23 protein-coding genes are annotated in these 25,069 nt (G+C 64.1%); 8 read left to right on the forward strand and 15 right to left on the reverse strand.

The annotated features are described in order from the left end of the window. Positions 1–6: 6 nt before the first annotated feature. The 4 genes from ABWW33_RS11280 to ABWW33_RS11295 form a co-directional block, all read right to left on the reverse strand. The gene (locus ABWW33_RS11280; protein ID WP_353401590.1) at positions 7–219 is read right to left on the reverse strand and encodes a SlyX family protein; all 213 of its coding nucleotides are present in this window, start codon (positions 217–219) and stop codon (positions 7–9) included. 48 nt (positions 220–267) lie between these two features. Beyond that, positions 268–729, reverse strand: a complete 462-nt coding sequence (locus tag ABWW33_RS11285; protein WP_413447752.1) for a cache domain-containing protein — start codon at positions 727–729, stop codon at positions 268–270. 66 nt (positions 730–795) lie between these two features. Further along, positions 796–2,856 (reverse strand): UvrD-helicase domain-containing protein, encoded by a 2,061-nt coding sequence (locus tag ABWW33_RS11290; protein ID WP_176653391.1) that lies wholly within the window; start codon positions 2,854–2,856, stop codon positions 796–798. Positions 2,857–2,919: 63 nt separating this feature from the next. Next, on the reverse strand, positions 2,920–3,912 hold the full coding sequence (locus tag ABWW33_RS11295; RefSeq protein ID WP_353401594.1) for a zinc-binding alcohol dehydrogenase family protein: 993 nt from the start codon (positions 3,910–3,912) through the stop codon (positions 2,920–2,922). A gap of 101 nt (positions 3,913–4,013) precedes the next feature. Here ABWW33_RS11295 and ABWW33_RS11300 point away from each other — a divergent pair, with 101 nt between their 5' ends. Together ABWW33_RS11300 and ABWW33_RS11305 are read left to right on the forward strand one after the other, a co-directional pair. Further along, positions 4,014–4,916, forward strand: a complete 903-nt coding sequence (locus ABWW33_RS11300; RefSeq protein ID WP_353401596.1) for a LysR family transcriptional regulator — start codon at positions 4,014–4,016, stop codon at positions 4,914–4,916. Between the two features lie 82 nt (positions 4,917–4,998). Beyond that, positions 4,999–5,481: an SRPBCC family protein gene (locus ABWW33_RS11305; RefSeq protein WP_176653388.1), complete on the forward strand. Its 483-nt coding sequence runs from the start codon at positions 4,999–5,001 to the stop codon at positions 5,479–5,481. 12 nt (positions 5,482–5,493) lie between these two features. Here the strand turns inward: ABWW33_RS11305 and ABWW33_RS11310 are convergent, their stop codons facing one another. After that, a complete protein-coding gene (locus tag ABWW33_RS11310; RefSeq protein ID WP_353401598.1) occupies positions 5,494–6,936 on the reverse strand; it encodes a dihydrolipoyl dehydrogenase in 1,443 nt (480 codons plus the stop codon). A gap of 96 nt (positions 6,937–7,032) precedes the next feature. Here ABWW33_RS11310 and ABWW33_RS11315 point away from each other — a divergent pair, with 96 nt between their 5' ends. Next, complete coding sequence (locus tag ABWW33_RS11315) at positions 7,033–7,923, forward strand: ArgP/LysG family DNA-binding transcriptional regulator (protein WP_353401600.1); 891 nt, start codon at positions 7,033–7,035, stop codon at positions 7,921–7,923. Here the strand turns inward: ABWW33_RS11315 and ABWW33_RS11320 are convergent. Further along, complete coding sequence (locus ABWW33_RS11320; RefSeq protein ID WP_353401602.1) at positions 7,920–9,953, reverse strand: primosomal protein N'; 2,034 nt, start codon at positions 9,951–9,953, stop codon at positions 7,920–7,922. The genes ABWW33_RS11315 and ABWW33_RS11320 overlap by 4 nt on opposite strands. Between ABWW33_RS11320 and ABWW33_RS11325 the strand changes: the two genes are divergently transcribed. Further along, positions 9,952–10,170: a hypothetical protein gene (locus ABWW33_RS11325; RefSeq protein WP_353401604.1), complete on the forward strand. Its 219-nt coding sequence runs from the start codon at positions 9,952–9,954 to the stop codon at positions 10,168–10,170. The two genes, ABWW33_RS11320 and ABWW33_RS11325, sit on opposite strands and share 2 nt — an antisense overlap. 567 nt (positions 10,171–10,737) lie before the next feature. On the opposite strand, the gene hemE is transcribed toward ABWW33_RS11325, so the two are convergent. Next, entirely contained in the window at positions 10,738–11,820 is a 1,083-nt protein-coding gene (hemE, locus tag ABWW33_RS11330) for a uroporphyrinogen decarboxylase (protein WP_353401606.1), read from the reverse strand. Between the two features lie 113 nt (positions 11,821–11,933). On the opposite strand from hemE, the gene ABWW33_RS11335 reads away from it, so the two are divergent. The 4 genes from ABWW33_RS11335 to ABWW33_RS11350 all read left to right on the forward strand — a co-directional run bounded on the left by ABWW33_RS11335 (position 11,934) and on the right by ABWW33_RS11350 (position 20,640). Continuing rightward, positions 11,934–13,898 carry a dipeptidyl-peptidase 5 gene (locus ABWW33_RS11335; RefSeq protein ID WP_353401608.1) on the forward strand — a complete coding sequence of 655 codons (1,965 nt, stop codon included), beginning with the start codon at positions 11,934–11,936 and terminating at the stop codon, positions 13,896–13,898. 6 nt (positions 13,899–13,904) lie between these two features. After that, positions 13,905–18,068 carry an SNF2-related protein gene (locus ABWW33_RS11340; RefSeq protein WP_353401610.1) on the forward strand — a complete coding sequence of 1,388 codons (4,164 nt, stop codon included), beginning with the start codon at positions 13,905–13,907 and terminating at the stop codon, positions 18,066–18,068. A 103-nt stretch (positions 18,069–18,171) separates the two neighbouring features. After that, the gene (locus ABWW33_RS11345; protein ID WP_353401612.1) at positions 18,172–20,124 is read left to right on the forward strand and encodes a DUF885 domain-containing protein; all 1,953 of its coding nucleotides are present in this window, start codon (positions 18,172–18,174) and stop codon (positions 20,122–20,124) included. Positions 20,125–20,232: 108 nt separating this feature from the next. Further along, the gene (locus ABWW33_RS11350) at positions 20,233–20,640 is read left to right on the forward strand and encodes a CCDC90 family protein (protein WP_353401614.1); all 408 of its coding nucleotides are present in this window, start codon (positions 20,233–20,235) and stop codon (positions 20,638–20,640) included. Between the two features lie 8 nt (positions 20,641–20,648). Here the strand turns inward: ABWW33_RS11350 and tatC are convergent, their stop codons facing one another. The 8 genes from tatC to hisA form a co-directional block, all read right to left on the reverse strand. After that, positions 20,649–21,404 (reverse strand): twin-arginine translocase subunit TatC, encoded by a 756-nt coding sequence (tatC, locus tag ABWW33_RS11355; RefSeq protein ID WP_176653378.1) that lies wholly within the window; start codon positions 21,402–21,404, stop codon positions 20,649–20,651. Continuing rightward, positions 21,405–21,893: a Sec-independent protein translocase protein TatB gene (gene tatB / locus ABWW33_RS11360; protein WP_176653377.1), complete on the reverse strand. Its 489-nt coding sequence runs from the start codon at positions 21,891–21,893 to the stop codon at positions 21,405–21,407. A gap of 40 nt (positions 21,894–21,933) precedes the next feature. After that, on the reverse strand, positions 21,934–22,137 hold the full coding sequence (gene tatA, locus ABWW33_RS11365; RefSeq protein WP_176653498.1) for a Sec-independent protein translocase subunit TatA: 204 nt from the start codon (positions 22,135–22,137) through the stop codon (positions 21,934–21,936). A 157-nt stretch (positions 22,138–22,294) separates the two neighbouring features. Continuing rightward, on the reverse strand, positions 22,295–22,666 hold the full coding sequence (locus ABWW33_RS11370) for a histidine triad nucleotide-binding protein (RefSeq protein ID WP_176653376.1): 372 nt from the start codon (positions 22,664–22,666) through the stop codon (positions 22,295–22,297). 20 nt (positions 22,667–22,686) lie between these two features. Beyond that, positions 22,687–23,025: a phosphoribosyl-ATP diphosphatase gene (locus tag ABWW33_RS11375; RefSeq protein ID WP_176653375.1), complete on the reverse strand. Its 339-nt coding sequence runs from the start codon at positions 23,023–23,025 to the stop codon at positions 22,687–22,689. Further along, positions 23,022–23,483 carry a phosphoribosyl-AMP cyclohydrolase gene (gene hisI / locus ABWW33_RS11380; RefSeq protein WP_176653374.1) on the reverse strand — a complete coding sequence of 154 codons (462 nt, stop codon included), beginning with the start codon at positions 23,481–23,483 and terminating at the stop codon, positions 23,022–23,024. The genes ABWW33_RS11375 and hisI overlap by 4 nt, the downstream gene beginning before the upstream one ends. Positions 23,484–23,492: 9 nt before the next feature. Further along, entirely contained in the window at positions 23,493–24,254 is a 762-nt protein-coding gene (hisF, locus tag ABWW33_RS11385; RefSeq protein WP_176653373.1) for an imidazole glycerol phosphate synthase subunit HisF, read from the reverse strand. 11 nt (positions 24,255–24,265) lie between these two features. Then, on the reverse strand, positions 24,266–25,057 hold the full coding sequence (hisA, locus tag ABWW33_RS11390; protein ID WP_176653372.1) for a 1-(5-phosphoribosyl)-5-[(5-phosphoribosylamino)methylideneamino]imidazole-4-carboxamide isomerase: 792 nt from the start codon (positions 25,055–25,057) through the stop codon (positions 24,266–24,268). Between the last annotated feature and the right edge of the window lie 12 nt (positions 25,058–25,069).

Below are 25,069 nucleotides of genomic sequence, written 5' to 3' on the forward strand. Positions count from 1 at the left end.
AGTGAATCAGTAGTGCGGCGGCGGCTCGTGCGCGAGGGCGCCGCCGCCACCGCTCTGGGCCTGGTCGCGCACGTGCTGGACCAGCGCCGCGCACATCTGCTCCAGCTTGTCGATCTGTTGCTGCTGCTCGTAGACGCGCTGGTTCAGCGACTCCACCAGGTGCTCCTGGTGCGCCAGTTTGATTTCGATATCGATAAAGCGGTCTTCGGTGATGCTCACGGCATGCTCCCTGCTGGAAAGCATGCATTGTACCGCCCTTGCTTCAGCTTACTTCAGGTACACCCCGCCGCAGACCACCATGTCGTCCTCGGGCACGCAATACATGGACTTCGGCTCGATCTTGCCGCTGACCGGGTTGGTGAATTTATAGTCCTGCCAGAACGGCTGCTTTTTCTTCGCCAGCTCGACCCGCTCCTTGACGAAGGCCTTGCCGTCGACGTCCTTAATTTCCATCAGATTCTTGCCGATCATCTTGGCGTTGGCGCCATGCGCGCGCACCACGCCGTCGAGGCCGTAGACCGTCAGGTACAGGTCGCGGTCGGTGAACGGACCGTCCTTCTTGTCGATTTCGGCATAGGTTTTTTCCTTGCCGTTGGCTTTCAGGAATTTGAGGGCCTTCTGCACCATGGCCTCGGCTTCCGGCTTGGTGGCAAATTCGGCCGCCTGCGCCGACGGCAGCAGCGCGCAGGCCAGCATGAGAGCAGCGAAAAATCGAGTACGCAAGGTCACCTCCGATGGAATCGAGCCGGATCGGCCCGAACCGATGCTAGCACATAGCGGCGCCACAGCAAGCGCTTATGCTTTCGGTGTGGCTAAAAGTTCCTTCATCCTTGCCAGCCTTTCCTTCGGCGAGATCACTTCCGATTCCATCGGCACGGCGGTGCCGACGTCGAGCTCCATCTCCTTGATGAAGCGCGACGGGTCGCAATGCACCTGCTCGCCGGCGCGCTTGCGCTTCTTGCACCAGGTGATCTGCAGGGTGCGCTGCGCGCGCGTGATGCCGACATACATCAGGCGCCGCTCTTCCTGCACGCGGGCGGCGATGGTTTCGGCCGGCGCGTCGGGATCGCCCTTGTGCGGCAGGATGCCTTCCTCGACGCCGACCAGGAACACGTGCGGATACTCCAGCCCCTTCGACGCGTGCAGGGTCGACATGCGCACCGCGTCCGGATCCTCGTCCTGGCCTTCAAGCATGGACATCAGCGCCACCATCTGCGTCAGCTCCAGCACGTTCTTTTCCTCGCTGTCGCGGTCCTTGCCGCCGCGGCCGCGCTCCTTGAGCCAGTTGGTGAACTCCAGCACGTTCTGCCACTTGCCCTGGGCGGCGCGCTCGTCGAACATATCGTAGAGGAAGGATTCGTAGTTGATCGCTTCCAGCAGGTCGTCCAGCACCTGCGCCGCGTTGTCGCCGCTGCCGCTCGGGCCGGGCCGGCTGGCGCGCGCCTCGAGGTTGTTGATGAAGTTGCAAAACTCGCGCAGCGGCAGCAGCTGGCGGTCGTTCAGCAAGCCTTCGATGCCGCCCTTGAACACCGCCTCGAACAGCGAGCACTGCCATTGACCGGAAAAGGTGCCCAGCGTTTCCAGGGTCGACTGGCCGACGCCGCGGCGCGGCGTGGTCACCGCGCGGATGAAGGCCGGGTCGTCGTCGGTGTTGGCCAGCAGGCGCAGGTAGGAAATGATGTCCTTGATCTCGGCCTTGTCGAAGAAACTCTGGCCGCCGGAGATCGTGTACGGTATCCGTTCCTTGCGCAGCGCCTGCTCGATGATGCGCGCCTGGTGGTTGCCGCGATACAGGATGGCGTAGTCGGACCACTTGTTCTTGCGCTGGAAATGGTCGGCCGAAATCATGATCGCCACCTGCTCGGCTTCCTGATCGTCGTTGGCCATGCCGAGCACGTTGATCGGCTCGCCCAGGCCGTGTTCCGACCACAGCGATTTCTCGAACAGCTTCGGGTTGTTGCCGATCACCGCGTTGGCCGCCTGCAGGATGCGCGTGGTGGAGCGGTAGTTCTGCTCCAGCTTGATCACCTGCAGGTCGGGGAAGTCGGTCTGCAGCGTCTTCAGGTTTTCCACCGACGCGCCGCGCCAGGCATAGATCGCCTGGTCGTCGTCGCCCACGGCGGTGAACATCGGTTTCTTGCCGATGCCCGTCACCATCAGCTTGACCAGCTCGTACTGGCAGGTGTTGGTGTCCTGGTACTCGTCCATCAGCAGGTAGCGCAGGCGGCGCTGCCACTTGTCGCGGATCGGCTCGTTGTTGCGGAACAGCTCCACCGGCAGCCGGATCAGGTCGTCGAAGTCCACCGCCTGGTAGGCCGACAGCGTGGCCACGTAGCTGGCGTAGATGCGGGCCGACTGCGCCTCGTCCTCGTCCTTGGCCTGCTGCAGCGCGATCATCGGATCGACCAGGCCGTTCTTCCACAGCGAGATGTCGGTCTGGATGCGGCGCACCACCTGCTTGTCGGTGGTGATGGCCAGGTCCTGGATCAGCGAGCCGCAATCGTCGCTGTCCATGATGGAAAAGCGGTCCTTGAGGCCGACGCCGTTGGCTTCCTGGCGCAGGATCTTGACGCCCAGCGAGTGGAAGGTGGAGACGGTCAGCTGCTTGGCCTGCCGGGGCTGCTTGAGCAGCTTGGCGATCCGCTCCTGCATCTCCAGCGCCGCCTTGTTGGTGAAGGTCAGCGCGGCGATGGTGCGCGGATCGTAGCCGCGGTCCTCGATCAGGTGGGCGATTTTCTGCGTGATCACGCGCGTCTTGCCCGAGCCGGCGCCGGCCAGCACCAGGCAGGGGCCGTCCAGGTAGGTCACCGCTTCGCTCTGCGGTACGTTAAGGCCGAATTGTGGTGCTTTGGACATCGAGGGGCGCTATGGCTGGGAAAATGGCTGAGGAACAATCAGCCATTGTAGCAGCGCCGCCGCTCAGAATCCGGACAGCACGATCTTGCCGATGGTGCGGCGGCCTTCCAGCGCCTCGTGCGCGCGACGCAGGTTGGCGGCGCTGATCTTGCCGTAGACCTCGCCCAGGGTGGTTTTCAGCTTGCCGGCGTCGATCAGCGCCGCCACTTCGTTGAGCAGCTTGTGCTGTTCGATCATGTCCGGCGTGCCGAACATCGAGCGGGCAAACATCATTTCCCAGACCCAGGTCACGCTCTTGGCGAACAGCTTGTCCATGTCCAGTGGCGCGGTGTTGTGGACGATGCTGACCACCTTGCCCTGCGGCGCGATCACCTGCGCGATGGCGTCGAAGTGCGGATCGGTGTCGCTCAGGCACATCACGTAGTCGACGGCATTGACGTCCAGCGCCAGCAGCTGCGCCGGCATGTCGCCGTTGTGGTCGATCACGTGGTCGGCGCCCAGCTCGCGCACCCACTGGGCCGATTCCGGGCGGGAGGCGGTGGCGATCACCTTCAGGCCGGCCAGCTGTTTGGCCAGCTGGATGGCGATCGAGCCGACGCCGCCGGCGCCGCCGATGATCAGCACGCTCTTGCCGGCATCGCCGCCGTCGCGGCGGATGGCCAGCCGGTCGAACAGCGCTTCCCAGGCCGTGATCGAGGTCAGCGGCAGGGCGGCGGCGTGGTCGAAGTCCAGGCTGGCCGGCTTGCGCCCGACGATGCGCTCGTCGACCAGGTGGAACTCGCTGTTGGCGCCGGGGCGCACGATGCTGCCGGCGTAATACACGGTGTCGCCGACCTTGAACAAGGTCGCGTCCGGGCCGACGGCGGTGACGGTGCCGGCCGCATCCCAGCCCAGCACGCGCGGGGCGGCGCCGGCCGCTTCGCCGGCGCGCACCTTGGTGTCGATCGGATTGACGGAAATGGCTTCGATCTTGACCAGCAGATCGCGGCCGGTGGCGGCCGGAACGGCGATTTCCACGTCCTGCAGGGCGGTGTTGCTGACGGCGATGGCTTTCATGGCGTTTCCTCTGAATAAGTTTGGATGGACGCAGTATGGATCGCCTGATTTAGTTTGATAATTGGCATAATGATGAAATCATTCTTCACCAAAACAATCAAATGGCCCTGGACCTGACCGACGTGGCACTGTTTGTGCGGGTATGCGTCACCCGCAACCTGTCCGCCGCCGGGCGCGAATTCGGCCTGTCGCCGGCCGCCTCCAGCGCCCGCATGGCGCAGCTGGAAACGCAGCTGGGCGCGCGCCTGCTGCACCGGACCACGCGCCAGATCACCGTCACGCAGGAGGGCGAGGCCTTCCTCGAGCAGGCCCGGGTCCTGCTCGATTCCGCCGAGCAGGCGGTGGCGTCGGTCGGCGGCGGCAACGCGCAGGTGCGCGGCCTGCTGCGGGTGGCCTCATCGGTCACCTTCGGCCGCGCCCACATCATGCCGGCGATCGCCGAATTCCTGCGCAGCTATCCCGAAGTGCAGCTGGACCTGCGCCTGGCCGACAGCCATCACGACCTGGCGGCCGACGGCATCGACGTCGCCATCCGCATCGGCCCGCTGCGCGACTCGGCCCTGGTGATGCGGCCACTGGCGCGCAGCCGCACGGTGCTGTGTGCGTCGCCGGCCTACCTGAAGCAACACGGCACGCCCCAACATCCATCCGAGCTGACGCGGCATCAGTGCCTGGTGATGCAGGCGATGGATCCATGGCATTTGCGCGACCCGGACGGCAAGGAATTGAACCTGCGCGTCAGCGGCCGCTTGCGCAGCGACAGCGGGCTGGCGGTGCGCGACGCCGCCGTCGACGGCCTGGGCATCGCGCTGCTGGCGACCTGGCACGTTAGCGAGCAACTGCGCAGCGGGGAACTGGTGCGCATCATGCCCGGCTACCAGTCGGACGAGTCGATGATTTCAGCGGTCTACCTGAACCGGAAGTTCCTGCCGCCCAAGAGCCGCGCCTTCATCGATTTCTTTTCCCGGCGCTTCAGCACCGATCCCGCCTGGGAGCAGTACTGATGCGCCGCATGAAGCACGGGCGGCATTTGCGTTACCATGCGGGATTGGCGCCCGGGGGCGTCGCGCTTTTACGGTTAGTACTATGAAATTCGAACATTTAATTGAAATTAACGATCCACTCAACCCGCTGATCGATGCGCTGAGCATCAAGCAGCTGTGGAGCGGCCTGGTGCTGCGGGCCGAATCGCCGAAGCTGTTTGTGCCGCACCTGGACGAATGCATGATCGACGAGCGCAGCGACAACGGCTTCCGCCGCCGCCTGCGCTACGGCGACCTGGTCATTGAAGACCGCGTGCTGCTGGAACCGATGCGCAAGGTGCGCTACCAGGTGGCGGCGCAGCAGGACATCAGCGAATCGAGCCTGACGATGACGATCGAAACGCCGACCGACGACACGCTGTACGTGCGCTTCCAGTACGAAGACGGCCACGACGCGGCGACCGACGCCGCCAACGCGATGTACGATGAATTCCGCCGTTCGGCCTACCAGGAATCGGACATCGACACCATCCGCGTGCTGCGCGACCTGGCCGCGCAAGGCCGCCTGGACGCGATGCTCAACTGACAGCCTGCGGTTTTACGGCGCGGGAGTGCTATCGACGCATGCGCAGTCATGCGCCGGCGCGTTGGCCAGGTGATGCGACAGGTCGCGCAGCGCGGTGCGCACGCCTTCTTCCACCACCGGATGGTAGAACGGCATGTCCAGCATGGCGCTGACGGTCAACCCGGCCTGGCAGGCCCAGGACAGCAGATGGCCGATGTGCTCGGCACGCGGCCCCACCATCTCGGCGCCCAGGAAAACGCCGCTGCCGTACTCGGCGTACACCCGCAGCAGACCCTTGTTTTGCAGCATCACACGGCTGCGGCCCTGGTTGTGGAACGACACCTTGCCGACGGCGAAGCGGCCGGCGTGGCTGACGCACAATTCCCCGTAGCTGGCGCCCAGCGTGGCGATCTGCGGCTCGGTGAAGGCGATCGTCAGCGGCGTGCGGCGCAGGCCGGGCTGGACCGTCGGGTAGCGGGCAGCGTTGTCGCCGGCGATGCGGCCCTGATCGGCCGCCTCCGGCAATTGCGGACGCTCGTTGTCGGCGTCGCCGGCGATGAAGATGGCGCTCTGCCCACATTGCATGGTGCGCTTGTCGTACAGCGGAATGCCGTGGTGATCGCGCTCCAGGCCGGTGTTTTCCAGGCCCAGCTTGTGCACGTTCGGCCGCCGGCCGATGGCCGACAGCAGGTAGCTGAAGCGTTCGGTGCGCTGCTCGCCGTTGGCGTCCTCGCTGGTGACGGCCAGGCCGTCGCCGTCGCGCTCGACGCGCACCACGCGGGTCTTGAAGCGCACGTCCAGCTCGTCCATCATGGCGTGGCGCGCCACCTCCAGCACTTCCGGATCGGTCAGCTGCGCGACGCTGCCGCCGCGTCCGAACACGGTCACGCGCACGCCCAGCCGCGCCAGCGCCTGGCCCAGCTCCAGCCCGATGACGCCGGTGCCGGCCACGGCGATCGATTCCGGCAAGTCGTCCCAATAGAACACATCGTCGCTGGTGATCACGCGTTCGCCGGCGGCGCGCCACTCGTCGGGCACGATGGGCGTCGAACCAGTGGCGATGACGAAACGCTCGGCCTCGACCAGCGTGTGCTCGTCGATCTGCAATAGGGTGGGGCTGAGGAAGCGCGCGTGGCCGTGCAGCTTGTCCTCGGCCGGATAGCCGTCGACGCTCTCGACCACGAAGCCGACAAAGCGGTCGCGCTCGCTGCGCACGCGCGCCATGACGGCCTTGCCATCGATGCGCACTTCGCCCGGATGCACGCCGAACGCCGGCGCCGCCTGCAGCATGTGCGCCGCCTCGGCCGCCGCGATCAGCAGCTTGCTCGGCATGCAGCCGACGCGCGCGCAGGTGGTGCCGTAGACGTTACCTTCGATCAGCAACGTTTTCTTGCCGCCGGTGGTGGCGGCGCGGTAGGCCGTCATGCCGGCCGTGCCGGCACCGATCACGGCGACTTCGGTTCGTAGGGTTTTCATAGGGAATAGTCTACTCCGATTGCGCAATCGAGTTTTACTTGCGGGCAAAACAGTATTAGTATCGCTTATCGTTTTCTATTTTTATAAGTGTTGCTTATGGGATCCTTGGACTATCGCGCGCTGGCCGTGCTGGACGCCGTTGCCAGCCAGGGCAGCTTCGAAAAGGCCGCGCTGGCGCTGGGCATCAGCCAGTCCGCCGTATCGCAGCGCATCAAGGCGCTGGAGGATGCCGCCGGCCGGCTGCTGATCGTACGCGGCCAGCCCGCGGTGCCGACCGGACTGGGACAGCGGCTGGTGTCGCACCACCGCAACGTCAGGCTGATGGAAGCGGCGCTGGATATCGACCTGGGCAACAAGGTCAGCATGCCGGAGATCGCGCTGGCGGTGGATGCCGCCAGCCTGGCGACCTGGTTCCCGATGAGCTTGCAACCGCTGCTGTCGCCGCCGCGCTGCCAGCTGAACGTGCAGCTGGCCACGCAGGAGATGGCGCTGCACCTGGTGCAGGAAGGCAGCGTGTTCGGCTGCGTGGCCGCCGCCCAGGAGCACGCCAGCCCGCACGCCAACGGCCCGGACATCACGCCGCTGGGCAAGATGCGCTACGTCTGCGTGGCGACGCCGGTGTTTGCCGGCCATTGGTTCGGCGACGGTTTTTCCGTCGAGGCGGCGCGGCTGGCACCGGCCGTGGCCAGCGATACGGACATGATGGCTGGCTTCCTGCAGCAGGTGCTGGACCTGAAGGGTCCGTATCCGCGCCACCTGATGCCGCTGTCGGCGGCCACCAGCGAATGCGTCTACGGCAGCCTGGGCTATGGATTGATGCCGCAGATGCAGGTGTCGCGCGCGCTGGCGGAGGACCGGCTGGTCGACCTGGCGCCCGGCCGGCATGTCGACATGGCGCTGAACTGGCACGCCTGGAACCTGGACACGCCGTTCACCCGCGCGCTCAGCGAGCAGGTCGTCGCCACCGCCCAGCGCTTCCTGATTTAAATATCCAGCGGATCGACTTCCAGCGACCACTTCACGCGGCTCTTCATCTCCCGCAGAGTGAGCAGCCACTCCTTCAGGAACGCTTGCAGCATGGGCCGCGACGCCGATTCGACCAGCAATTGCGCGCGGTCGACGTTGTGCACGCGGGTCATGCTCATCGGTATTGGATCGTTGATCGTGATGCCCGGATGCTCGACGCAATCGCGGGCGATGGTCAGGAATTCGATGGCCGTCGCCAGCTCGGGCGCCTCGGCCCGCAGCAGCGCCTGGAACAGATAAGGCGGCAGGGCGGCCTGCTCGCGTTCCTCCAGCAGCGCCGACGCGAAATGGTCGTAATCGTGATGCACCACCGCGCCGTACAGCGGATGCTGCGGATAGCGGGTCTGGATCAGCACCTCGCTGGCGCTGCCGCCTTCGGTCTGGGCGGCGCGGCCGGCGCGGCCCGCCACCTGCATCAGCTGCGCAAACAGGCGCTCGCTGGCGCGGTAGTCCTGCGAAAACAGCGCCGTATCCGGATTCAGGATGCCGACCAGCGTCAGTTTTTTGAAATCATGGCCCTTGGCCACCATCTGCGTGCCGATCAGGATATCGACCTCGCCCCGGTGCACGGTGTCGAAGGCTTCCTGCGCGCTGCCCTTCTTGCGGGTCGAATCGGCGTCGATGCGCAGCACCCGCGCCTCCGGGAACAGCGCCTGCAAGCCTTCCTCGACGCGCTGCGTGCCGCGCCCCAGCGGCTGCAGGTCGACGTTGCCGCAGGTCGGGCAATGGCGCGGGATGCGCAGCTCCAGGCTGCAATGGTGGCAGCGCAGCCGGTGTTCCGGACGGTGCAGCACCATGAACGAGGTGCAGCGCGTGCATTCGCTGATCCAGCCGCAGGATTCGCAGCAGATCACCGGCGCATAGCCGCGCCGGTTCAGGAACAGCAGCGACTGTTCGCCGCGCTCCATGCGCTGCCTGATCGCCGCGATCAGGTGCGACGTCAGCCCGTCCTTGGGCTTGTCGCGCTCCATGTCCAGCAGCTTGACTTGCGGCAGCACCGCGTTCTTGACGGCCCGCTCGCGCAACTCCAGCTTGCGGTAGCGGCCAGACTGGGCATGGTGCCAGCTCTCCAGCGACGGCGTGGCCGAGCCCAGCACGATCGGTATGCCCAGCTGCCAGGCGCGCCACACGGCCAGGTCGCGCGCCGAATAGCGCAAGCCTTCCTGCTGCTTGTACGAGGGATCGTGCTCTTCGTCGATGACGATCAGCTTCAGCTTGGGCAGCGACGCCAGGATGGCCAGCCGCGTGCCGAGCACGATGCGCGCCTTGCCCTGGTGCGCGGCCAGCCAGTGCAGCATGCGCTCGCCTTCCGACAGGCTGCTGTGCAGCGTCGCCAGCATCACGCCGGGGAAGCGCGCGCGGATATTGCCCTCCAGCTGGGGCGTCAGGTTGATTTCCGGCACCAGTATCAGGATCTGTGCATCCGGTTCGCGCGCCAGCACCTGCGCGCAGGATTGCAGATAGACCTCGGTCTTGCCGCTGCCGGTCACGCCGTACAGTAGCGTCGGCTTGAAGCCTTCGGCCCCGCCGATGGCGTCCGCCGCTTCCTGCTGCGACGGGTTGAGCACCGGCATGTTCAGCGGCGTGCCGTCGTGCGGCACGTCGTGCTTGGCCAGCTTCTTCAACGCGCGGTCCAGCGCCACCGTGGTCAGCACGCGCAGGTTCTTGGGCAAGCCCGGCAGCGCCACCTCGCCCAGCGGACGCTGGTAGTAGTCGGCGGCAAAGCCGGCCAGCGCCAGCCATTCCGGCGCCAACGGTCCCAGTTGGCTGCGCACGGCCAATGCGTCTTTCAACTTATCCACCGGCACATCGGTTTCGGCCACCACGCCGACGATCAGCCCCATCACCTCGCGGCGGCCGAACGGCACCAGCGCCAGCTGGCCGACTTGCGGCTGCTCTGCGGCATCGCAATGCCAGCGGTAGTCGAAAATCGCGTTCAGCGGCGTATCAAGCGCAATCTGAAGGATGCAATGGTGGAAAAGGCCCGACATGGATCCTGTCACAGTAGAAAATTCATGCGGCAATTCGGCGGAAATACCGCCACAACTGGGGCGCTTTGAAGTATCCACAGTTTTTGTGGATAACTTTGTGGACAAAGAAAACTTAATCCCCGGAAAGCACGGAGATACAACTTGCCGCTGCCGTAAACCGGGTCAAAATTCAAAATTATTTCTCTTTAAAATCAATCACTTGGAAAACGGTTCCTAGGAGACGGAAAAATCGCTTTTTTTTCCCGCGTCTGTGCATAAGTGAAGTATTTAGGATGCTATTTTGTGCCGAAATCAAGCATTTTTTGGTACTTATCCACCGATGTCGCAGAGCACAATACGCGGTTTCTGATAACAAATTTAATACAGACCTCAGCGGCAAGGTTTATCCCTTCACAACTTCGTTATCAAGGGTAAAACTTTGCCCAAAAATCGTGCAACGCAACATAAAGCTCATGCAAAACAACAACATTATGGCTAAGTCACGGTTTACTAAGTACTTTTATTTTTTATCCACAGTTTTTGTGGATAACTTTGTGGACAATGACGAAATAAACTACTTTCACTCTGACGTCAAGGTTTACGACTTGCTAAATATTGTCGCTATGACCTCATATTTTATCGTTTAGTATCAATCACTTACGAGATTCTCCCGGGCTAGGAAAAATGCGCTGCCTTTTATTTCCGCAGCAAAAAAAATTGTGCATAAGTCGGTATTGTTTCCCTGCGTTCAGCAATGAAAAAGGGCACGTCTCAGCTGAAACGTGCCCCATGTTTGCAAACTACATCAGGCTGCGCGCTGGGCCTTGCTATAGCTGTGAACAGCTTCGACCATGGCCGCGACGTTCTCTGGCGGCGTGAACTGCGAAATGCCGTGGCCCAAATTAAATACGTGTCCGTTGCCGTCGGCGGGCTTGCCGAAGGCGTCCAGCACCTTATGCACTTCGGCGCGGATCTGGTCCGGGCTGGCGAACAGGATGGCGGGGTCCAGGTTGCCCTGCAGGCCGACCTTGTGGCCCACCAGCTTGCGCGCCTGGGTCAGGTTGACGGTCCAATCCAGGCCCACCGCGTCGGCGCCGATGTCGGCGATCTGCTCGATCCACTGGCCGCCGCCCTTGGTGAAGACAATGGCCGGAATCTTGACGCCGTCCTTGTCACGTTTCAGCAGGGAAACTACCTGCTGCATGTATTTGAGCGAGAATTCCTGGTAGGCGCCGTCGGCCAGCGCGCCGCCCCACGAGTCGAACACCATTACCGCCTGGGCACCGGCGTCGATCTGGGCGTTCAGGTACTCGGCCACGGCCTTGGCATTGATGCCCAGGATGTGGTGCATCAGGTCGGGGCGGTTGTACAGCATCTTCTTGATGGTGTGGAACTCGCGCGAGCCCTGGCCTTCGACCATGTAGCAGGCCAGCGTCCACGGGCTGCCGGAAAAGCCGATCAGCGGCACGCGGCCGTTCAATTCGGTGCGGATCTGGGTGACCGCCTTGAACACGTAGTCCAGCGAGCCCAGTTCCGGCGCGCGCAGGGCCAGCACGTCGGCCTCGGTTTTCAGCGGACGCTCGAATTTCGGACCTTCGCCTTCGACGAAATACAGGCCCAGGCCCATCGCGTCCGGCACCGTCAGGATGTCCGAGAACAGGATGGCGGCGTCCAGCGGGAAGCGGTCCAGCGGCTGCAGCGTCACCTCGGTGGCGTAGTCGGGATTGGTGGCCAGGCCCATGAAGGAGCCAGCCTTCTGGCGCGTGGCGCGGTATTCCGGCAGATATCGCCCCGCCTGGCGCATCAGCCACACCGGCGTGTGGTCCGTCGGCTGGCGCAACAACGCGCGCAAGAAGGTGTCATTCTGGAGCGGGGCAAATTGTGGCATGGAAGGCAATCAAAATCGGTCAAAGGACTATTATCGCATCCCACGCGGATTTTTTTGCTGGATGATAGTCCGTTCATTCTCTATCATGCGTAGCACCCGACTTTGGAGATGTCATGAGCACCACACCCACCATCACCGCGCCCTACGGCGCCTGGCCATCGACCATCAGCGCCGCGCGCGTGGCCGCCGGGGCGACGCCTTTGTCGTCGCTGATGCTGGGCGGCGCCGATGGCAGCGACATCTTCTGGCTGGCCGGCCGCGCCGCCGAGGCGGGCCGCAACACCTTGCAGCGCCATCACGGCGCCATCATCGACGAACTGACGCCGGCGCCCTTCAATGTGCGCAGCCGCGTACACGAATATGGCGGCGGCGCCTATACGGTGGACGGCGATACCATCTATTTTTCGCATTTTGCCGACAACCGCGTCTACAAACTTGATCTGGTCGACGATGACGCGGCTCCGGTGGCGGTGACCCGGGCCGGCAAGCAGCGGTTGGCCGACTTTGTGGTCGACCGCGCGCACGGGCGCCTGATCGGCGTACGCGAGCTGCATGGGGACGATCCGCACGCCCAGCCGGCCAATACGATCTGCGCCATCAACATCGCCACCGGCGACGAGACCGTGCTGGCGCAGGACGCCGATTTCTACTCCTCGCCGCGCCTGTCGCCGGACGGCCGCTCGCTGGCCTGGCTGAGCTGGGACCACCCGCGCATGCCGTGGCAGGGCACCACGCTGTGGCTGGCCGAGGTGGGGGACGACGGCACGCCGGCCGCGCCGGTGCGCATCGCCGGCGGCGCCGAGGAATCGGTCTGCCAGCCGGAATGGTCGCCGGACAGCCTGCTGCACTTCGTCTCCGACCGCAGCGGGTGGTGGAACCTGTACCGTCTGTGCCGCGACCGCCAGCGCACCGAGGGCCTGTGCCCGATGGAGGCGGAATTCGCCTCGCCGCACTGGACCTTCGGCAATTCGATGTACGGCTTCCGCTCGGCCTCGGAAATCATCTGCACCTATATAGTCAAGGGCGTGAGCCGGCTGGCGCGCCTGCTGCCGGGCAGCGGCAAGCTGGAGGCGATCGCCAATCCATACGAGGAAATCCGCGAGCTGCGCGTCGGCCCCGGCTACATCGCGATGCTGGCCGGCGGCCCGACCATCCCGCTGGAGCTGGCGCGCATCGACTTCACCGAGGAGGGCGTGGAAATCCTGGCGCAATCGATCGAAGACCTGCCGGATGAGGCTAATCTCTCCATCCCGACCAGCATCAGCTACGCCAGCGCCAACGGCCGCACCTCGCACGCCTTCTTCTACCCGCCGCGCAACCGCGACGTGGCGGCGCCCGAGGGAAGCAAGCCGCCGGTGATCGTCATCAGCCACGGCGGCCCGACCGGCATGACCGTCAACACGCTGAACCTGAAGACCCAGTACTGGACCAGCCGCGGCTTCGGCGTGCTCGATGTGAACTATGGCGGCAGCACCGGCTTCGGCCGCGCCTACCGCGACCTGCTCAAGGGACAATGGGGCGTCGTCGACGTCGAGGATTGCGTGGCCGGCGCGCAGGCGCTGGTCGAGCGCGGCCTGGCCGACGGCGAACGCCTGATCATCCGCGGCGGCAGCGCCGGCGGCTTGACGACCTTGTGCGCGCTGACCTTCCACAACGTCTTCAAGGTCGGCGCCAGCTACTACGGCGTGTCGGACCTGAAGGGCCTGGACCAGGACTCGCACAAATTCGAATCGCACTACAACGAATACCTGATCGCACCGCAACCGCAGGCCGAGGCGCTGTACCAGGCCCGCTCGCCGATCAACCACACCGACAAGCTGGCACGCCCGATGATCTTCTTCCAGGGCCTGGACGACAAGGTCGTGCCGCCGCAGCAGTCCGAGATGATGGTCGACGCGCTCAAGCAGCGCGGCGTACCGGTGGCCTACGTGCCGCTGGAAGGCGAAGGCCACGGCTTCCGCAAGGGCGAGAACATCATCCGCACGCTGGAGGCGGAGCTGTACTTTTACCAACGGATGTTTGGCCTGCACGACGCCGCGGCCACGCCGCCGGTGCACATCGATAACCTGAAAGACTGACCCCGCATGGCCGACGCTAAGCTGCTCGCCGAATTTGACGCGCTTGAATTCAACGAAAAAATGATACTCGCGCTGCTCGCCCTGATCGGCGAGCCGGTGGGCCGCACCGCCATCCTCGATCACTTGAACATGGCGCGCATCGAGGACAAGGACGGCAACAGCTACAGCGTCGGCACGCTGGACGAGTCGATGCGCAAGCTGGAGCGGCTGGCCTTCATCAGCGTGGTCACCGGTCGCGGCTTCGTCTGCAACCCCAAGCTGCGCTGGCCGGCGATGCGCGCCTCCATCGGCACCCACGCGCTGGACGACTTGTGCAATGCCTACGACGAACTGGTGCCGATGCGCCAGACCTGGAACAGCGTCGAACCGCGCAGCTACCGCGCCGGCATGGCGCGCCTGCGCATGGGCCTCCTGCGCGGCCAAACGCCGCAGCAGATCCAGCCGATACTGGCGTTCTGCCTCGGCAGCTATGAGGCGGCACAGCTGCATCCCATCGTCGACATCTTCGGCCGCCCGTTCGAACCGGGCATGCTGGCGCGCGTGCACCCGCTACTGCAGGACGACGTGCTGGCCGTGCTGCTGCAAAACGCCCGCCACGAATTCCTGACCGTGCCGGTGATACGTGAATTCTGCGAACAGCACATGCAGCGTCGCCTGGCGATGAAGGACGACATCAACCCCGAACTGCGCATGGCGCTGGCCGAAGACGCCATCCTGTGCGGCCGCCTGGACGACGCCAAGCGCTACCTGGAACGCACCGGCGGTCCACAGAGCCAGTACCTGGCCAGCATCGTCGTGCTGCTGCGCGGCGCCACCGGCGCTGCCATCGTCGGCTTCGACGCGGCGCTGAAGACGCTGCGCCGCGAAACCGGCAAGCGCAAGCTGCTGTTCGCCGGCATGGGCAGTCATTTGTACCTGCTGTCGCTGATGCGCAGCGGCGATGCCAAGCATCTGAAGGCGGCCGAGGCATACCTGGAAATCGCCGTGCGCATGCCGCAGAACCACGATACCGCCGTCTACCAGCAGATCGACATGCTGCGCCAGATCCGCGCCGGCACCATGCAGACCGACGCCGTGGCTGCGCTGGCGTGGGAAACCAGCCTGCAGACGCAGATGTTCCAATGCCTGCTGTACTTCTGGCTGTCGCTGCCGCAGCTGTCCGAGCGCAAGGCGCAGTTGCAGGAACTGGCGCAGAACGCAGAACGCGCCGGATACCTGTTCATCGCCGGGCAAGCGGCCACGCTGCTGGGCCACCTGGGCGACGTCGAGCAGCAGCGCCACGCCAACGCGCTGCGCTCGCGCCTGGGCTATCCGGACATGAGCGTCTGGTTCGAACGGCAGGAAGCATGGCAGCGGCAGCTGTCGGCGCTGATCAACCTGCAGCAGCCGGCCGCGCCGGACGCCGTCGGCAGCACGCGGCTGGTGTGGATGCTGAACTACGATAACCGTCACGGCTTGACCGATGTCGCTCCCGTCGAGCAGAAGCGCGATGCGCGCGGCCTGTGGAGCAAGGGCCGCGCCGTCGGCCTGAAGCGGCTGCGCTTCGAGTCCGAGCAGTTCGATTTCCTCACGCCGCAGGATGTGCGCGCATCCGAGGCGATCTCGGTGGCGCACCGCAGTTACCAGTCCAGCGGCCTCGCCTACGAGATCGATCCGCAGCGCGCCGCGGCGGCGCTGATCGGCCATCCGCTGCTGTTCTGGGCCGACGCGCCCGACACGCGGGTGGAGATGCTGGCCGGCGAGCCGGAACTGCTGATCAAGAAAAGCCCCGGCAACCTGGAACTGCGCCTGCAACCGCCGATCCCTGACGACAGCTCGTCGGTCATCGTCACCAAGGAGACGCCGACCCGCCTGCGCGTGGTCACCATCCTCGACGAGCACCGCCGCATCGCCGCCATCGTCGGCGACGCGCTGCACGTGCCGGCGCATGCGGAGCAGCAGGTGCTGCACGCGATCAGCTCCATCTCGTCGCTGGTGACGGTGCAATCGGAAATCGGCGGCGCCGCGCCGGACATGGAACAGGTGGAGGCCGACACGCGTTTGCACCTGCACCTGCTGCCATATCAACACGGCCTGAAGATGCAGGTGCTGGTGCGGCCGCTGGCCAACGGCGCCTACTACGCGCCGGGCGCCGGCGCGGACAGCGTGATCGCCGACGTCGGAGGCAAGTCGGTGCAGGCGCGCCGCAAGCTGATCGACGAACGCGACGCCGAGCGCGAACTGATCGCCAAATGCCCGGTGCTGGAATCGGCCGAGCAGGAACACGGCGAATGGCTGCTGGGCCAGCCGGCGCTGTGCCTGCAACTGCTGGTGGAGCTGCAGGAGCTGCCGCCGGACGGCATCGTGCTGGCCTGGCCGGAAGGCGAGAGCTTCCGCGTCACCGCCAAGGTCGAGACCAAGCAGCTGCGCCTGGCCATCAAGAGCAACAAGGACTGGTTCGCGGCCAGCGGCGAACTGCAGATCGACGAAGACAAGGTCATGGACCTGAAGACGCTGCTGGAGCTGATGCAGAAGAGCCAGAGCCGCTTCGTGGAGCTGGGCGAGAACCGCTACCTGGCATTGACCGAGGAACTGCACCGCCGCCTGCGCGAGGTGTCGGCCTACGGCGAGATCACCGCCGACGGCGTGCGCCTGCATCCGCTGGCGTCGTTCGCGCTGGAGGAGCTGGCCGACGACATCGGCGGCCTCAAGTCGGACAAGCTGTGGAAGGAGCACCTGGAGCGCATGGCGGCGCAGGCGGCCTTCGTGCCGCAGCTGCCGAGCACCCTGCAGGCGGAACTGCGCGACTATCAGCTGGAGGGCTTCAACTGGCTGTCGCGCCTCGCCAACTGGGGCGTGGGCGCCTGCCTGGCCGACGATATGGGCCTGGGCAAGACGCTGCAGGCGCTGGCGCTGATCCTGTCGCGCGCGCCGCAAGGCCCGACGCTGGTGGTGGCGCCGACCTCCGTCTGCATGAACTGGATCAGTGAGGCGGCCCGCTTCGCGCCGACGCTCAACGTCAAGCTGTTCGGCGCCGGCGACCGCGCGGAGACCATGTCCACGCTGCAGCCCTACGACCTGGTGGTGACCAGCTACGGCCTGCTGCAGCTGGAGGCCCTGCTGTTTGCGGGCGTACAGTGGAACACCATCGTGCTCGACGAAGCACAGGCGATCAAGAACGGCGCCACCAAGCGCTCGCAGGCCGTGATGGCGCTGAAGGGCGCGTTCCGCATGGTGGCCACCGGCACGCCGCTGGAGAACCACCTGGGCGAGTTGTGGAACCTGTTCCGCTTCATCAATCCGGGCCTGTTGGGCAGCATCGAATCGTTCAACCTGCGCTTCGCGGCGCCGATAGAAAAGCCGCAGGACCATCGCGCCGAGGTGGGCGCGCGCAACCGCCTGCGGCGCCTGATCCAGCCGTTCATGCTGCGCCGGACCAAGGCGCAGGTGCTGACCGAGCTGCCGTCGCGCACCGAGATCACGATGGAAGTCGACCTGTCGGCGGAAGAGACGGCGCTGTACGAATCCCTGCGCCGCGCGGCGCTGGAAACGCTGGCAGCCGTCGAAGGGCCTGCCGAGAAGAAGTCGATCCAGATCCTGGCCGAGATCATGAAGCTGCGCCGCGCCTGCTGCAATCCGAACCTGGTGGCGCCGGAGCTGGGCCTCGGCAGCAGCAAGCTGGCAGCGTTCGCGCACCTGCTGGAAGGGCTGCTGGAGAACAAGCACAAGGTGCTGGTGTTCAGCCAGTTCGTCGATCACCTGAGTTTGATCCGCGCGCACCTGGACGCCAACAACATCAGCTACCAGTACCTCGACGGCTCGACGCCGATGGCGGACCGCAAGAAACGCGTCGACCTGTTCCAGGCCGGCGAGGGCGACGTGTTCCTCATCAGCCTGAAGGCGGGCGGCGTCGGCATCAATCTGACCGCGGCCGACTACGTGATCCACATGGACCCATGGTGGAATCCGGCGGTGGAAGATCAGGCCTCGGACCGCGCACACCGCATGGGCCAGCTGCGGCCGGTGACCATCTACCGTCTGGTGGCGCGCCATACCATCGAGGAAGGCATCGTCGACCTGCACCAGCACAAGCGCGACCTGGCCGACAGCCTGCTCGAAGGCAGCGACGTCAGCGGCCGCATGTCGGCCGGCGAGATGTTAAATATGCTGCAAGAAGGCATGCGGAAGTAAAGGCCGAGTTACAAACCGAACGCGCTCAAGCGAGCCGATTAGTGATAATCTCCTTCGCTTCGGTCCGGCGCGCCCGGCCACCATATTCACAAGGTAGTTGAAGATGATTAAGACAAAAATTGCACTGGCTGTATTGATGACGACGCTCGCCGTCGCACCGGCCGGCGCCACGACGCACAAGAAAGAACACAAGGCCTCCACCAGCCACACCTCGGCCAAGAGCAAGTCCGGCGGCAAGGCCAATGCCCACACCTCCCACGCCTCCCACGGCAAGGCCGCCAAGAGCAGCAAAGGCTCGGGCAAACATGGCAAGGCCAAGGCCGGCGCCGGCGCCGCCGTGGTCGCAGCGGCGGCCAGGCCGGCACTGAAGCCGGTGACGCCGGAACGCCGCCAGGACCGCTCGTTCGACTCCCTCAGCAACCAGTTCCTGAACGCGCTGTGGCGCATCGATTCGGAAAGCGCGATCTACGCCGGCAAGTACGACACCGCCGCCATGCTGACGGTGCCCGACCGCGCCGAGCAAGCGAAGGAACTGGCCTTCATCGACGAGTGGAAGCAGAAATTCGGCGGCATCAACGCCAGCCAGCTGTCGGCGCGCCAGCGCACCGACCTGGCGCTGCTGATCAATAAGCTCGACAGCGACCGCTTCCGCCTGACCACGCTCAAGGAGTTCGAATGGAATCCGGCCAGCTACAACGTGGCCGGCCCGATCGACCTGATCCTCAACACCGAATACGCGGCGCAACCGCAGCGCCTGCGCACGCTGCTCAAGCGCATCGCCAGCATTCCGGCCTACTACGATGCGGCGCGCGCCAACATCGTCAATCCGACGCGCGAGCACACGCGCCTGGCGATCTCGCAGGCGCCCGGCGTGCAGACGCTGCTGACCGAAGCCGACAAGGCCGCCCAGGCATCGATCCTGACGCCGGTGGAAAAGCAGCTGTTCACGCAGCGCGTCAATGCGGCGCTGACGGCGGTCGACAGCTACGTCGCCTTCCTGACCGAGATGGACCGGCAGATGGACAGCAAGGGCCGTCGCACTTTCCGTTTGGGTAAAGAGTTGTACGAGCAGAAGTTTGCCTACGATATCCAGTCGGGCAGCACGGCCGAGCAGACCTATCAAAAGGCACTGGCGACGCGCGAGGAACTGCTGACCAATATGGCGCGCATCTCGGACGAGCTGTGGGACAAGACCATGGGCGGTGCGGCCAAGCCGGCCGACCGCTTTGCCAAGATCGGCATGGTGATCGACAAGCTGTCGTCGCGTCACGTGGCGCGCGAGGATTTCTTCAAGGAGATCCGCCGCCAGGTGCCGGTGCTGCAGGACTGGGTGATCAGCCACGACCTGCTGACGCTGGATCCGAAGAAGCAGCTGGAAGTGCGCGCGACGCCGGCATACCAGGCCGGCGTGGCCGGCGCCAGCATCGATGCGCCGGGGCCGTATCGCCCGCAGGACCGCACCTACTACAACGTGACGCCGCTCGATGGCGCAACGGCGGAGGCGGCCGAGAGCAGCCTGCGCGAGTACAACTACTGGATACTGCAGATCCTGAATATCCACGAGGCGATTCCCGGCCACTATGCGCAGCTGGTGTATGCGAACCGCTCGCCCTCGATCGTCAAATCCATCTTCGGCAACGGCGCGATGGTGGAGGGTTGGGCGGTGTACGGCGAGCGCATGATGCTGGAATCCGGCTATGGCAACAACGAGCCGGAAATGTGGCTGATGTATTCGAAGTGGAACCTGCGCAGCGTGACCAACACCATCCTCGATTACAGCGTGCACGTGCTGGGCATGACGGAGGAGCAGGCCATGGATCTGTTGACGCGCCAGGCCTTCCAGACGCGCAGCGAGGCGGTGGAGAAATGGCATCGGGTGCAGGTGTCGTCGGTGCAGCTGACCAGCTATTTCAGCGGCTACAGCGAGATCATGGAATTGCGCGAGCAGCGCAAGCAGCAGTTGGGCGCCAAGTTCAACCTGAAGGAATTCCACGAGCAATTCCTCAGCTACGGCAGCGCGCCGGTGCGGGTGATCAAGGGCTTGATGACGCAGTAGAGTGTGTCCGTTTGAGTGGGCGCAAACAGCTCATCCGTTGATTCGCTATGGTAGTACGCCGACTCGCATTCAGGCCGGTTTCTGCTACCATTTAATCAGGGAGTGACCATGAATATGCCCATCAAATTCAACACGCTTGAGTACGCAAGAAAGTTGGCGGAGGCCGGTATCCCGCCGGATCAGGCGGAGGCGCAAGCAAACGCCTTGAGCGACGCACTGGCTGAGGCCACAGTCGGGCCAAGCGAGCTGGTCCTTCTCCGGACCGACATGATCGCCCGGATCGAAATGTTGCGGACAGATATATACGCGAAGCTCGAAGCGCTGGAGCAGCGTTTCAATACCAAGCTCGAAGCGCTGGAGGAACATTTTAATGCCAAGCTTGAAGCGCTGGAACAACGCTTGATTGCGCGCTTCAACGCGAAATTCGTTACGCTCTACTGGATGGTAGGAATTTCGCTAGCGCTGCATGCCGTGACGCTTGGCGTGCTTCTTAAAATATCCAGCCGCTTGCCGTAGCGCCGTGTTCAGGCCTTCTCTTCCGGCGCCGTCGACATGCGCACGAACAGCGGCGCCACCAGCAGGCCCAGCTCGAACAGCAGGCACATCGGAATCGCCAGCGAGAACATGCTGACCGCATCGGGCGGCGTGACGATGGCGGCAATCACGAAGGCGCCCACAATCGCGTAGGGACGCACTTCCTTCAGCTTGGCCACGCTCACCAGGCCCATGCGCACCAAAATCACCACCACCACCGGCACCTCGAACGTCGCGCCAAAGGCCAGGCACATCGACATGACGAAATCCAGGTAGTTCTCGATATCCGGCGTCACCGCGATCGACTGCGGCGAAAACTCGGCGATGAACTGGAACACGCGGCCGAACACCAGGAAGTAGCAGAACGCCACGCCGCTCATGAACAGCACCGACGACGAAATCACCAGCGGCGCGATCAGGCGCTTCTCGTGCGCATACAGGCCCGGCGCCACGAAGGCCCACAGCTGGTACAGCACCCACGGCAGGGACAGGATGATGGAAATGACCAGGGTCACCTTCATCGGCACCAGGAACGGCGAGATCACGCCGGTGGCGATCATCTTCGAGCCGACCGGCAGCGAGGCGATCATCGGCCGCGCGATGAAATCGTAGATTTGCGACGGCCCTGGCCAGATCATCAGCGCGATGCAGACGATGGCGATGCCGATGGACGCCTTGACCAAACGGTCGCGCAGTTCGATCAGGTGAGAGATAAAGGTCTCTTCGCCCTGTGCAGGTTTAGTCATTTAGTAGAACGAAGAGTTGGAGTTGCTGCCGGGGCGGAAGCGGGCCACGCGCGCCGCACCGGACGTCACGTGCATCTTGCCGCCGTGGCGCTGCTTGTACCAGCCGGGAACGGCCGAGTTGCGCACCAGCTTCTTGCGGCGGAACTCGCGCGCCTTGCGCGACAGATCGTCGGTGGTGGCGCTGCTGAACGAGGGCGTGGTGGGCGTATCGTGCCACGCGTTTTCCACTTCGGAAACGTGCTGGGAGATGGAATTCTCCACGTCCGACTTGACGCTCTCGGCCGCGGCCTGCACTTCTTTCTGGAGGTTTTTCAACTCTTCCAGCTCGATTTCGCGCGAGACTTCGGATTTGACTTCGTTCAGGTAGCGCTGGGCGCGGCCGTACAGCGTCCCGGCCATGCGCGCCACCTTGGGCAGCTTTTCAGGACCGATGACGACCAGCGCAACCACGCCGATCACAGCAAGTTTGGTAAGACCGAGATCGATCATAAGGTAGTTTCAGCCACAAGGGAGCCGCGCTCCCCGGGGCTTATTTCTTCTCTTTAGCGTCGACGTCGATGGTGCCCGGTGCGGCCGGGGCGGCTGGCTTGTCTTCCTCGCCCTTGACGCCATCCTTGAAGCCTTTGACGGCCTTGCCGATGTCCGAACCCATATTGCCCAGTTTCTTGGTGCCGAACACCAGCATCACGATCACCAGGACGATCAACCAATGCCAAATACTGAATGAACCCATCATATTCCCCTTGCAAGGCGCAAGCGCCCAAATTATCTATTGATACGAGAACTGCCTGCGACAGTATAAGCGAACCGCAGCCCGTCATGTGGATGTCATGCGGCTATCGATATAACGCTGGCAACTTAAGGCAACTTAGAGCAACTTAGAGAGCAACTTAACGTTGTCCGCGCCAGGGGTGAGGGCCGCCGATCACATGTAGATGTAGATGGTACACCTCTTGTCCGCCGTTGGGCCCACTGTTAATCAGCGTCTTGTAGCCGCCGGTCGGCGTGCCGTCGGCGTCGTAGCCGACGGCGCAACCGGATTCCTCCGCCAGCCGGGGCGCCAGCGCCAGCATTTTGCCCAGCAACGGGGCTTCGTTGGCGCTGCAGTCCGACAAGGACGAGAAATGTTTCTTCGGGATCACCAGCAAATGCACCGGCGCGGCAGGGTTGATGTCCTTGAACGCCAGCAAGTCCTCGTCTTCGTAGACGATGGACGAGGGGATTTTCTTTTCAGCTATCTTGCAAAACAGGCAGTTATCCACAACGGCTCCGTGAGTGGGGGTTATTCCTTGCGGGCAGCTTTTTCTTCGAGTCCGGAGACGCCTTCGCGGCGCGCCAGCTCGTCGAGCACCTGCTGCGGCTTGAGGTCGAACTGGGCCAGCAGCACCAGCGTATGGAACCACAAGTCGGCCACTTCGTACAAGACCTTGCCGCTGTCGCCGCCGGCGCGCGCATCCTTGGCGGCCATCACGGTTTCGGTGGCTTCCTCGCCGATTTTCTTCAGGATGGCGTCGTCGCCCTTGGCGAACAGCTTGGAGGTGTAGGACTTGTCGGGATCGCCGCCGTTGACCAGTTTGCGCGACTCGATCAGATCGGCCAGGCGGTCGAGAATAGTGCTCATGTCGATTTCTTTGTCTTGGTTTTCGCCACCGTGGCTGGGGTGTAGATGTCGGCCGGATCCTTCAGCACCGGCTCGGCGGCCTGCCAGTCACCCTCGAGCGCGTCGCCCTCGAACTTCTGGAAGAAGCAGGAATGGCGGCCGGTATGGCAGGCGATGCCGCCGGCCTGCTCGATTTTCAGCAGCACCACGTCCTCGTCGCAATCGAGGCGGATTTCCAGCACCTTCTGCACATGGCCGGATTCCTCGCCCTTGTGCCACAGCTTCTTGCGCGAACGGCTCCAGTACACGGCTTCGCCCAGCTCGACCGTCTTGGCCAGCGCCTCGCGGTTCATCCAGGCGAACATCAGCACGTCGTTGCTGCCGGCTTCCTGGGCGATCACCGGCACCAGGCCGTGCTCGTCCCATTGGATTTTCTTCAGCCATTTAGCCTTGGCCAGGGCGCTTGCGGTAGTCGACATAGAATTCTCTTAAACCAGGCGCATCGGAATGCCCTGCTGCGCCATGAAGCGCTTGGCTTCCTGCACCGTGTGCTGGCCGTAGTGGAAGATGCTGGCGGCAAGCACCGCGTCGGCCTTGCCCAGCTTGATGCCGTCGGCCAGGTCCTGCAGGCCGCCGACGCCGCCGGAGGCGATCACCGGGATGCCGACCGCGTCGGACACGCCGCGCGTCAGGCCCAGGTCGAAGCCGGACTTGGTGCCGTCGCGGTCCATGCTGGTCAGCAGGATTTCGCCGGCGCCCAGCTGTTCCATCTTCTTCGCCCATTCGATGGCGTCGATGCCGGTGGCCTTGCGGCCGCCGTGCGTAAACACTTCCCACTTGCCGGGCGAGGTCTGCTTGGCGTCGATCGCCACCACGATGCATTGCGAGCCGTGCTTTTGCGAGGCGTCGTACACCAGCTGCGGGTTGGCTACGGCCGACGAGTTCATGCTGACCTTGTCGGCGCCGGCGTTGAGCAGCCGGCGCACGTCGGCCACTTCGCGCACGCCGCCGCCCACCGTCAGCGGGATGAACACCTGCGAAGCGACGGCTTCGATGATGTCCAGGATCAGGCCGCGGTTGTCGCTGGTGGCGGTGATGTCGAGGAAGGTCAGTTCATCGGCGCCCTGTTCGTCGTAGCGGCGGGCGATTTCCACCGGGTCGCCGGCATCGCGCAGCTCGGTGAAATTGACGCCTTTGACGACGCGGCCATCGGTCACGTCCAGGCAGGGGATGATGCGTTTAGCGAGCATGGTATTTGACTTTATTCTTCCGTATCTTCTTCGAGCAGATCTCCACTGAGCTCGTCGGCGCGCAGCTGGGCCGAGGCGAGGTCGATGGTGCCCTCGTAAATCGAACGGCCGCAGATCACGCCTTCGATGCCTTCTTCCTGTACCGCGCACAGCGCTTCGACGTCGCCCAGGTTGTGCAGGCCGCCCGAGGCGATGACCGGGATCTTGACCGCTTGCGCCAGCTTGACGGTGGCCTCGATATTGACGCCGCCCATCATGCCGTCGCGGCCGATGTCGGTGTAGATGATCGATTCGACGCCGTAGGCTTCGAATTTCTTGGCCAGGTCGATGACCTCGTGGCCGGACATCTTGCTCCAGCCGTCGGTGGCGACCTTGCCGTCCTTGGCGTCCAGGCCGACGATGATGTGGCCGGGGAAGGCGCCGCAGGCGTCATGCAGGAAGCCGGGCTCCTTAACGGCGGCGGTGCCGATGATGACGTAGCTGATGCCGGCGTCCAGGTAGCGCTCGATGGTGTCGAGGTCGCGGATGCCGCCGCCCAGCTGCACCGGAATCTCGTCCAGGCCATTTTCTTCAGCGTACTCCTGCACCACCTTGAGGATGGCCTTGACCGCGCCTTCGTTCTTCGGCTTGCCGGCGAAGGCGCCGTTCAGGTCGACCAGGTGCAGGCGGCGCGCGCCCTGCTTCAGCCAATGCAGGGCCATGTCGGCCGGATCTTCGGAGAATACGGTGGCGAGTTCCATATCGCCTTGTTTCAAGCGAACGCAGTGACCGTCTTTGAGGTCGATGGCAGGAATGAGCAGCATGATGGTTTAAGT

The organism is Duganella hordei (assembly GCF_040369125.1).
In the GTDB taxonomy this organism is placed as follows: Bacteria; Pseudomonadota; Gammaproteobacteria; order Burkholderiales; family Burkholderiaceae_D; genus Rugamonas; species Rugamonas hordei.